The sequence below is a fragment of the Microcoleus sp. PH2017_28_MFU_U_A genome (assembly GCF_020738035.1).
Classification (GTDB): Bacteria; Cyanobacteriota; Cyanobacteriia; order Cyanobacteriales; family Microcoleaceae; genus Microcoleus.
In genome coordinates, this window is sequence record NZ_JAEQCX010000190.1 from 1 (window position 1) to 8,278 (window position 8,278).

Annotated in this window: 12 protein-coding genes, 1 tRNA gene and 1 pseudogene; 4 read left to right on the forward strand and 10 right to left on the reverse strand. The window is 46.5% G+C overall.

Annotation, left to right across the window (positions count from 1 at the left end):
- From JGK14_RS33000 to nadA, 7 genes and pseudogenes are all read right to left on the reverse strand, one after another.
- Positions 1 to 201 (reverse strand): annotated as a pseudogene (locus JGK14_RS33000) (helix-turn-helix domain-containing protein); the annotation flags it as partial.
- A gap of 222 nt (positions 202 to 423) precedes the next feature.
- A complete protein-coding gene (locus JGK14_RS33005) occupies positions 424 to 540 on the reverse strand; it encodes a photosystem I reaction center subunit VIII (protein ID WP_293148481.1) in 117 nt (38 codons plus the stop codon).
- A 57-nt stretch (positions 541 to 597) separates the two neighbouring features.
- Positions 598 to 1,107 (reverse strand): photosystem I reaction center protein subunit XI, encoded by a 510-nt coding sequence (locus JGK14_RS33010; protein ID WP_293148482.1) that lies wholly within the window; start codon positions 1,105 to 1,107, stop codon positions 598 to 600.
- A 114-nt stretch (positions 1,108 to 1,221) separates the two neighbouring features.
- Positions 1,222 to 1,938, reverse strand: coding sequence for a TIGR04283 family arsenosugar biosynthesis glycosyltransferase (locus JGK14_RS33015; RefSeq protein ID WP_293187131.1), 717 nt, complete (start codon positions 1,936 to 1,938; stop codon positions 1,222 to 1,224).
- 166 nt (positions 1,939 to 2,104) lie between these two features.
- Positions 2,105 to 2,248 (reverse strand): hypothetical protein, encoded by a 144-nt coding sequence (locus JGK14_RS33020; RefSeq protein WP_293187132.1) that lies wholly within the window; start codon positions 2,246 to 2,248, stop codon positions 2,105 to 2,107.
- A gap of 217 nt (positions 2,249 to 2,465) precedes the next feature.
- Positions 2,466 to 3,083 (reverse strand): TIGR04282 family arsenosugar biosynthesis glycosyltransferase, encoded by a 618-nt coding sequence (locus JGK14_RS33025; RefSeq protein ID WP_293208950.1) that lies wholly within the window; start codon positions 3,081 to 3,083, stop codon positions 2,466 to 2,468.
- 206 nt (positions 3,084 to 3,289) lie between these two features.
- Positions 3,290 to 4,258, reverse strand: a complete 969-nt coding sequence (nadA, locus tag JGK14_RS33030; protein WP_293220909.1) for a quinolinate synthase NadA — start codon at positions 4,256 to 4,258, stop codon at positions 3,290 to 3,292.
- A 214-nt stretch (positions 4,259 to 4,472) separates the two neighbouring features.
- Between nadA and JGK14_RS33035 the strand changes: the two genes are divergently transcribed.
- Entirely contained in the window at positions 4,473 to 5,390 is a 918-nt protein-coding gene (locus JGK14_RS33035) for a TIGR04168 family protein (protein WP_293328005.1), read from the forward strand.
- Positions 5,391 to 5,424: 34 nt separating this feature from the next.
- Positions 5,425 to 5,509, forward strand: a tRNA-Ser gene (locus tag JGK14_RS33040).
- 144 nt (positions 5,510 to 5,653) lie between these two features.
- On the opposite strand, the gene JGK14_RS33045 is transcribed toward JGK14_RS33040, so the two are convergent.
- Positions 5,654 to 5,950, reverse strand: a complete 297-nt coding sequence (locus tag JGK14_RS33045) for a hypothetical protein (RefSeq protein WP_293271361.1) — start codon at positions 5,948 to 5,950, stop codon at positions 5,654 to 5,656.
- Here JGK14_RS33045 and JGK14_RS33050 point away from each other — a divergent pair.
- Positions 5,939 to 6,457: a pentapeptide repeat-containing protein gene (locus JGK14_RS33050; protein WP_293187135.1), complete on the forward strand. Its 519-nt coding sequence runs from the start codon at positions 5,939 to 5,941 to the stop codon at positions 6,455 to 6,457. The two genes, JGK14_RS33045 and JGK14_RS33050, sit on opposite strands and share 12 nt — an antisense overlap.
- 323 nt (positions 6,458 to 6,780) lie before the next feature.
- Here the strand turns inward: JGK14_RS33050 and JGK14_RS33055 are convergent, their stop codons facing one another.
- Entirely contained in the window at positions 6,781 to 6,903 is a 123-nt protein-coding gene (locus JGK14_RS33055) for a hypothetical protein (protein ID WP_096830678.1), read from the reverse strand.
- A gap of 20 nt (positions 6,904 to 6,923) precedes the next feature.
- On the opposite strand from JGK14_RS33055, the gene JGK14_RS33060 reads away from it, so the two are divergent.
- Complete coding sequence (locus JGK14_RS33060; RefSeq protein WP_325315971.1) at positions 6,924 to 7,370, forward strand: DNA-3-methyladenine glycosylase; 447 nt, start codon at positions 6,924 to 6,926, stop codon at positions 7,368 to 7,370.
- On the opposite strand, the gene JGK14_RS33065 is transcribed toward JGK14_RS33060, so the two are convergent.
- On the reverse strand, positions 7,342 to 8,278 hold a 937-nt coding region (locus JGK14_RS33065; protein WP_293214374.1), incomplete at its 5' end, for an RNA-guided endonuclease InsQ/TnpB family protein. The genes JGK14_RS33060 and JGK14_RS33065 overlap by 29 nt on opposite strands.

Sequence of the window (8,278 nt, forward strand, 5' to 3'; positions counted from 1 at the left end):
AAGATTGTCGAAAGCATATTGAGTTATCTTCTGGCAAATTCCCGCTTCTTTAATCCATGTAAACTCAGGCTTTACATGATTGTTAAAGAATTTCTTGAGTAGGTATTTATTAGGCTTCAATCCATCTTGATCAAGGTTGCTCCAAGTAGCCAATCCCCAGTTATAAGTAAACCTCACTATTCCAGCGTGTTTGCTCATGACTGTTGTCTGACTCTTGTGCCGGCTTTAACTTTGTTTTGATGGATAAAAGCATTGCTCGACATCAACACGCTAATTTCACCGATAACCCGACAGGGTGGGTTTGGCTGGTAACTTCCCCGAAACATCCCAGCGCAAGCGAGTGTCTTTACTGACAATCCAAGGTTTTTTGGGAATCGCGCAGGGTTACCACCTTGTCTATTTAATCGCTAGCTAGGTAGTAGCTCAGGCGTCGCTTTCAATGTGAATAAACAACAAACCCATTACCACAACCGGCATCAGCCAGCAAACAACCGGAATCAAAATCCAAGGCAAGAAAGAAGCAGCGTAGGAACCTGTCATATCAAAATCTCCAAACTAAAGTTAGTGTGTGGCAACAGGGATATTTGGGAGTGGAGTCTAATTGTTGACTAAACCCCGGAAAATGGCATCGATGCCGTTAAAGTTTTCGAGTAAGAAGTAGGCAGCAAAGACGCCGCTCATTCCGCCAATGAAGAAACCAGCAGTGAGCTGGCTCCAGCCTTCGCCGGTTTTCAGGGCTTCGGGAGTCATGGGATTGGCGCTCGGGTAGCTGCTATTGTCATTTTTGAAAGAGACTAAACCGTAGGCAGACATACCTGTTGTGCCGAGCAGAACTAAGACGAGGGCTGTAATTAATCCGCCGAGATTAGCTGCTTCTGGATAATCCCGCAGTGGGCCTAAGACGATTTGGGGGCCGACAAGGAAATAACCGTGTGCCAAACCGATTTCTAAACCTCGAACTAGGGGTGAGAGTCCTTTGCGGTAGGCGGGCAAATTCCCAATGAATGCTTGTGTGAAATCAGAAGCACTGATGGGAGTTGCGAGATGACCCGTGAAGGGGTCGCCGTTAAAGGGTTTAATAAGCTCTGCATCTCTGGGATCGGCCATATTCTCTTTTTCCTCGCTGTGCGTAAAAATTGAGGCGTTCAAGTCATATTTTACGCAGGGACGTGTTTCCTATTTGCATAATTGGCAGCTAGCTTTAGAAAAGTTCACTATTCTTTAGTTTTGGGAAGAATTTTTCTTTTGTCTCCTATACCAGAAAGCGAGTCGATCGGGCGACACTCCGAAAAAATAAGCAATAATTACTATTTGATTGATGGCGGTGGTTTTGAGTACCCCAAGCTGCTGCCAGCGGCGGGCGGATGTCAACACGGGCTCGGGTACGATTTGGATGCGGCCTTGTTTTTTCAACCGGCGTACAAATTCAAAGTCTTCCATGAGGGGCAAGTCAGGAAAACCGCCGATTTGGTCAAAGATAGCTGAATAAAGAAAAATGGCTTGATCGCCGTAGGGCATTTGCAGAAAGTGCGATCGGCAGTTTACTCCTATTTCTACGAGCAGCAGACAGAGCGTGCGGGCATCAATCTTGAGTTCAAAGGCCCCGGCGACTGTTTGGGGTTTGGCTAGTGCAAGGCGTGCGCCAGAGTCGTAGCCGGGAGGCAAAAGAGTGTCTGCGTGGAGAAACAGCAGAATATCTCCAGTAGCCAAGGCCGCACCTGCATTCATTTGAGTGGCGCGGCCTTGGCTACTGGAGACAACTCGGACGCCCAAAGATGTTGCTATTTCTGCGGTACCGTCGTTGCTGCCGCCATCGGCGACGATAATCTCAACATTTTTGGCATTTTGGGCGGTGGAAATGACTGAGGCAATTGTAGCTGCTTCGTTTAAGACGGGAATGATAATGGAAATTTTGAGATTGAGATTTTCGGGCGGCATAGAGAATCGATCACCGCTGGAGAGAGAGAGGGCGGGTTTTGTACAAAGCTTATCTGTTATTTCAACAGGTAGCGACAGTTTGATGGCTGACACATGGGGCGGATAGAAACCGGGTTTCTACGAATTTTACTCTCTGGTCACGATAAATATACGAAGAAACCGGGTTTCACTCTTGTCGCAAAGTGCGATCGCGAACTTGCCTTTTGAGTTCCTCGTCTGAAACCCTTGATTTCCCGCAGGTAATTCCTGTGTCTGGCAAGCGTTGCCCTCGTTCTCGATCGCCCTGAAACCCTGATTCTAAGATTGACAATCAAAAACTGTCCCTAGTTTGATTATTTACTAATTTATTTGCTAATTTTTGGCTTTTTCTCGCGCTTGCGACTATTGTCGCAAGCGCTGTCTAACCGCTGCATTTGGTTAGACAAATACATTTACTATAGTATGACGTTGTGGTTTCACAATCAAGTATTTTTTATGATTTATAGATGACAATTTTTAATGAATCAGAGAAGTTAAATATAGTTTATTTATTTCAAAATACTAATATCTAAACGCAGCAAATCCTCCGGCAAATCTATGTCTGCAAGAGTGGGAAGATAAGCAATATTGAGGTCAAGATTTTGGGCGATCGCCTGCGTAGAAGAAAATACCTCACTGGTTCCCCACTTAATTCCGCTGAACAATTCCGGTATCGATCGGCGCAGCCCGATTAGATAATAACCGCCGTCTGTTGCCGGGCCCAAAACTAAATCGTGCTGGCTCAGTTTGTCAAAAGCTTGTGCCATGATTTCTGCTTTCAGATCGGGACAATCAGTTCCTATAATTGCAGCTTTGTCAACCCCTGAATTAAAAGATTTTTGAAACGCTGCTGTCATTTTTGCCCCCAAATCGCCGTCTATTTGATTTTGATAAATAATATCTGTTCCCAACCAGTCTTGCATCTGTTGTTGGCTACCGCTTGTGTGGTGAATTTCCACTGATAATCGGCGGGAGTTTTGAAGAGAGAGGGCGCGGGCGATCGCCTTTTGTGCCATCAATCGGTGCAGGTTGGCAGCACCTGTTTTTCCCAGCACAGGAATTAGTCGAGTTTTGGCTTTGCCCGCTTCGGGATAGCGGGTGAAAACAATCAGTTTTTCGGAAATCATAGATTATTCATAATTTTTAAAGAAATGACCTAATGCAGTCCCGGACGCAGGGGGGGCTAAAAACCCGGTTTCTGCGCCGCCTGCGTCCACAATAATTTTTCGGAGAAACCGATTTTTTCGCGTCCGCGATTACTAATTTAATCCCTGGATTCAACCCATCCTAAAACACTGTCAACTGTCAACTGTCAACTGTCAACTGTCAACCGTTAGCTCATTTCTAGCATTCGCTGGATAGGTTGCAAGGCTGCTCGTTGCAGTTCTTGAGACATAGTAATTTCGGGGGTTTGATTTTTCATAGCTAGATACAATTTTTCCAAAGTATTTAATCTCATGTGCGGGCATTCGTTGCAAGCACAGGTATTATTGTTAGGAGGAGCGGGAATAAAGCGTTTGTGCGGTGTTTGCTTTTGCATTTGGTGAATGATTCCCGGTTCAGTTGCGACAATAAAAGCTTGGCAGTCGCTGGATTGAGAATATTTGAGCAAAGCGGTGGTTGAACCGATATAATTGGCGTGGCGAAGTACCGGAGGTTCGCATTCTGGATGGGCGATGATTTCGGCTTCGGGATTTTCGATTTTGAGTTGAACTATCTTTTTTTCTGAGAAGTTTTCGTGGACGATGCAGGCTCCTTGCCAGAGTTCCATGTGTCTGCCGCTTTGTTCGATGACGTAACGGCCGAGATTGCGATCGGGCCCAAAAATTATCGGCTGATTTTCGGGAATTTGGTTGACAATTTTGACGGCGTTGGAGCTGGTGCAAATTATGTCGCTCATTGCCTTGATTTGGGCGGTACAGTTAATGTAGGAAATAACTAAATGGTCTGGGCGATCGGCTTTGAAAGCTGCAAAGGCTTCGGGCGGGCAACTGTCGGCGAGGGAACACCCAGCATTTAAGTCTGGTAGCAATACTAATTTGTGGGGATTGAGGATTTTTGCGGTTTCTGCCATGAAATGAACTCCGGCAAAAACTATGACATCGGCGTTGGTGTTGGCGGCTTTGCGGGCAAGTTCGAGGGAGTCGCCAATGAAGTCTGCGATGTCTTGAATGTCGGAGTCTTGGTAGTAGTGGGCGAGAATGACGGCGTTCAACTCTTGTTTGAGGGCGTTAATTGCTGCAAACAAGTCGTCGGGCAGTCTGGTTTGGGTCAAGTTTTGAGCAGGTGCGGTGGTAAACACAGTTAAAATATTCCGGGGAAGGTGGCGGCTGGACTTAATATTTTGAATTATAGTTGAATTCACCAAAAACGGTGGTAAGCGGGTGGTTGGGTTGAAATAATCTAAAATCTAAAATCTAAAATCTAAAATTGGCTGGGGGAGAGTGCAAAAATTGGTCGCTGTTTCTTATGCTGAAGAAGAAGGGGCTAGGGATCGATCGCGCATGACAAATCAAATGAATCAGACTAAATCTATCAAAATTGCGGTGGTGGGGGACGTTCACGATCGCTGGGAAGCGGAAGACGGCGAGGCCCTGAAGCATCTTGGCGTTGATTTGGCGCTGTTTGTGGGGGATTTTGGGAACGAGTCGGTGGAGGTGGTGCGGGCGATCGCATCTTTGGACATTCCGAAAGCAGCAGTGTTTGGGAACCACGACGCTTGGTACACGGCGACGGAGTGGGGCCGCAGTCAGTGTCCGTACGATCGCGCCGTTGAGAATCGGGTAAAACAGCAGTTAGATTTAATGGGAGAAGCCCACGTCGGTTACGGGAAACGGGATTTTCCCGAATTGGACATAACGGTGGTGGGAAGCCGCCCGTTTACTTGGGGGGGTTCGGAGTGGAAGTACAACGATTTTTATTCGGAGTGGTTTGGCGTAGAAAGTTTTGAGGAGTCGGCGAGGCTAATTGCAGGGGCGGCGGCAGATGCGGACTGCGAAAATGTGATTTTTTTGGGTCACACTGGCCCGACGGGGCTGGGAGAGGCTGCTGAAGACCCCTGCGGGCGTGATTGGAAGCCGCTGGGAGGGGATTGGGGCGACCCGGATTTTGCTGAGGCGATCGATCGAACTCGTAATTCTGGTAAGCGGATACCTCTGGTAACTTTTGGTCATATGCACCACCAACTGCGACACACTAAGCACGAGTTGCGGAAGTCAGTGGTGAGTGCGAAGGGTACGGCGTATTTGAATGCGGCCTGCGTACCGCGAATTATTGTGGAGAGAGAGTGCTCGAAATTGCGGAATTTCTCGATCGTCCTGCTGGAAAAAGGAACAGTGTCGGAAATGTCTTTAGTCTGGGTAGGGGAAGATTTCGCGGTGCAAAGAGAACAAATTCTTTACCGGCAGACTGAATCTGCTACTGCTTGTAGTTAGCGGCAATTGCTGGTATGATAAAATCTATGCGCCTGGAGAGGTGGCAGAGTGGTCGAATGCGCCTGACTTGAAATCAGGTGAACTGAAAGGTTCCGTGGGTTCAAATCCCACCCTCTCCGTTTTTGACAACTACGAAAAGAACTGGCAAAAAATCACCCCTGCGGGGGTGATTTTGCTTACCATGTAATTTTTCTAGCCAACTTACTCGATTTAAGCGGTTTCCTCATCCGCCGGATCGCCGTAGGGATCTTCGCTGGCGGGGGTCAGATTGCCGAACATTCCAGCATCCGCGTAGGAGTCGGCAAAATTTGTTTGTTGGTGGGCTGCCCAAAGCGAAGTGAAGCAGCCGGACGGGGCGAGTCCGAAACCCAAAGCAGCACTGGTGAGGGAGATAAGGCGGGATTTATCAGTCCGGCGGGATTTAACTGCGCCTCCGTGCTTGTCTGAAATGGTGGCAATTTTTTTGTGGAAATTCTGGAGATGTCGATCGCACTGCTGTATGAATAATTAACCGAGATAGAAAGCCACAGTGGCTTTTCAGAATTTTTATGAAAATCCAAAATATAATTACTGCTGGATTGTCGATCGCCCTTTTATTAGCTGCAACCAAATACATACCTGATTTTAACCAGCAAAACCAAGTCAAGCAATTGCTGGAGACCAAACAGTGTCCAGAATGCAATCTCAGCAATGTCAACTTGAAGGGAATGGACTTACAAGGATTTAACTTGCAGGGAGCAAACCTAGAAGGTGCTAACTTATCAGGAGCAAAACTGGCGAATGCCAACCTAAAAAATGCCAACTTGAATAAAGCCAACCTGACAGGTTCTGATTTGGGATGTAGTGGCATAAGTTTCAATCTTGATACTAATGGTCAAGCAGCAAATATGGATTTTAAAGTCAGTGCTGTACCCGAAAAGAATAACCCAGAAAATGCAGTAGTTGGTTTTAATATGAAATCAACAGACCGAGGAACCACAATGCGTTTCAATCTTCCGGGATGCGCGGATTTCGAGAATGCTACAATGCAGGAAACTAAAATGCCCGATGGCAACATTCATCCTTAATTATCTCCAGTTATCTCCTTGAACCCTCGGCGATTGAAATCGCTTCTACACATACGAAGTCCGCCTGCGCGGACTAAGAAATAATATCAATTCCGGTTGCACCGGAATGACAAGCGAGGAGACTCAAGATGCCGTTTCCCTACCCCAGATTCATTGTAGGGAAACGGCATCTTGAGTCTCCTTATTTCGGTAATATTAATAATTCCGATGCTACCGGATTTGATATAAGGGGGATTTAAGCAGGATTTGATATTAGATCGAAAAAAAACCGCCGCCTGTGATTCAGGCAACGGTTTTTTTAAGCAACTAATTACCAGCTAAAATTAGTGAGCAGAACCGTTACCGTGATACTTGTCACTATCGTAGAAGCCGTTTTTTGTGCCGAAGAACAAACAGCACACGGTGAAAACTGCTGTCAAGACTGCTAAAACTAACTTAACGTCCATAATTTACTGTCTCCTGTTGAATGAGTGCAAATACTCAGATTGTAGAATCTTTTTGGCTGGCGCGGACATCTACCAGCGTAGCGCCTGATTTGCTGGGCTGTACTCTGGTGCGCCAGTTTCCTGACGGGGAGATTATTCGGGGAATGATTGTGGAAACAGAAGCTTACGCCCCGGGAGATCCCGCTTGTCACGCTTACCGACAGCAGACTCCTCGCAATCAGGCGATGTTCGGGCGTGCGGGTATCGGCTACGTTTACTTTATCTACGGGATGTATCACTGTTTTAACGTGGTGACGGATGCGGAGGGAGTGGGTAGCGCTGTGCTGATTCGAGCTTTGCAGCTAGATGCGCCTCCTGTCAAGTTTGCTGCTGCAATTCCCGAAAAAAAGCTGTTGCGCCTCGCCGCCGGGCCTGGGAAGCTGTTTGACACTCCCCTGCCTAAAGGCGAGGGGATTCTTTGTTCATAGACTCAACTTGCTCAGACAGGATTTCTCCAGCCAAAGTAGAGGTCAAATCTCCCAAAGCGTTCGGGCTTAAAACCCAAGTTCCGGTATGCCCTACCGTACTCAAGGCTAATTTCAGAATATTAATCGCTGCGTTCCAATCCCTATCCATAACAAATCCACATTCACAAACGTGGGTTCTTACGGATAGGGATTTTTTTACGATTGCACCGCAATTTGAACATTTTTGTGAAGTATAAGCAGGATTAACGGCAACCGTTACCCGACCAAATTTCACACCAAAATACTCCAACCACTTTCTGAATTGATACCAACCTGCGTCATTAATCGATTTAGCGAGACAGTGATTCTTTACTAGATTCTTTATTCTCAAATCTTCGTAAGCGACCAAATCGTTAGATTGGATTACGCAACGCGCCAGTTTCTTAGCGTGTTCTTCACGTTGCCGACTTATTTTGAGGTGTACTCGTCCTAATCGATTAATTGCTTTCTTGCGGTTGGCAGAGCCTTTCTTTTTGCGAGAAACACGGCGTTGCCGAAACTTCAGCCGTTTCTCGCTTGTTCGATAAAACTTGGGATTCGGTTCAACATGACCATCGGAGTCTGTATAAAACTCTTTCAGTCCCACGTCTAGTCCAACTGTTTTACCTACTGGTGCTGCATCTACTTTGTTGTCGGCGCTGATTGCAAATTGAACGTAGTAACCATCAGCGCGATGTATCAAACGAACTCGTTTAATCTGATCGATTTGGTAGAAATTGAGATCCCACGTTCCTTTTAGTTTGAGCTTGCCAATTCCCTTTTTATCAGTGAATGTGATTTGCTTCCGAGTTTCTGAGAGTTTCCAGCCGCTGACTTTATACTCAACTGAGCGACTGTTTTTCTTGAAAGTCGGATAACCTTTCTTTCCG

Excerpts from the sequence above, each read along its gene's own strand:
- JGK14_RS33025 (WP_293208950.1), bottom strand. The coding sequence starts at position 3,083 with ATGATTTCCGAAAAACTGATTGTTTTCACCCGCTATCCCGAAGCGGGC.
- JGK14_RS33055 (WP_096830678.1), bottom strand. The coding sequence starts at position 6,903 with ATGGACGTTAAGTTAGTTTTAGCAGTCTTGACAGCAGTTTTCACCGTG.
- JGK14_RS33010 (WP_293148482.1), bottom strand. The coding sequence starts at position 1,107 with ATGGCCGATCCCAGAGATGCAGAGCTTATTAAACCCTTTAACGGCGAC.
- JGK14_RS33005 (WP_293148481.1), bottom strand. The coding sequence starts at position 540 with ATGACAGGTTCCTACGCTGCTTCTTTCTTGCCTTGGATTTTGATTCCG.
- JGK14_RS33050 (WP_293187135.1), top strand. The coding sequence starts at position 5,939 with ATGAAAATCCAAAATATAATTACTGCTGGATTGTCGATCGCCCTTTTA.
- JGK14_RS33060 (WP_325315971.1), top strand. The coding sequence starts at position 6,924 with ATGAGTGCAAATACTCAGATTGTAGAATCTTTTTGGCTGGCGCGGACA.
- JGK14_RS33035 (WP_293328005.1), top strand. The coding sequence starts at position 4,473 with ATGAATCAGACTAAATCTATCAAAATTGCGGTGGTGGGGGACGTTCAC.
- JGK14_RS33015 (WP_293187131.1), bottom strand. The coding sequence starts at position 1,938 with ATGCCGCCCGAAAATCTCAATCTCAAAATTTCCATTATCATTCCCGTC.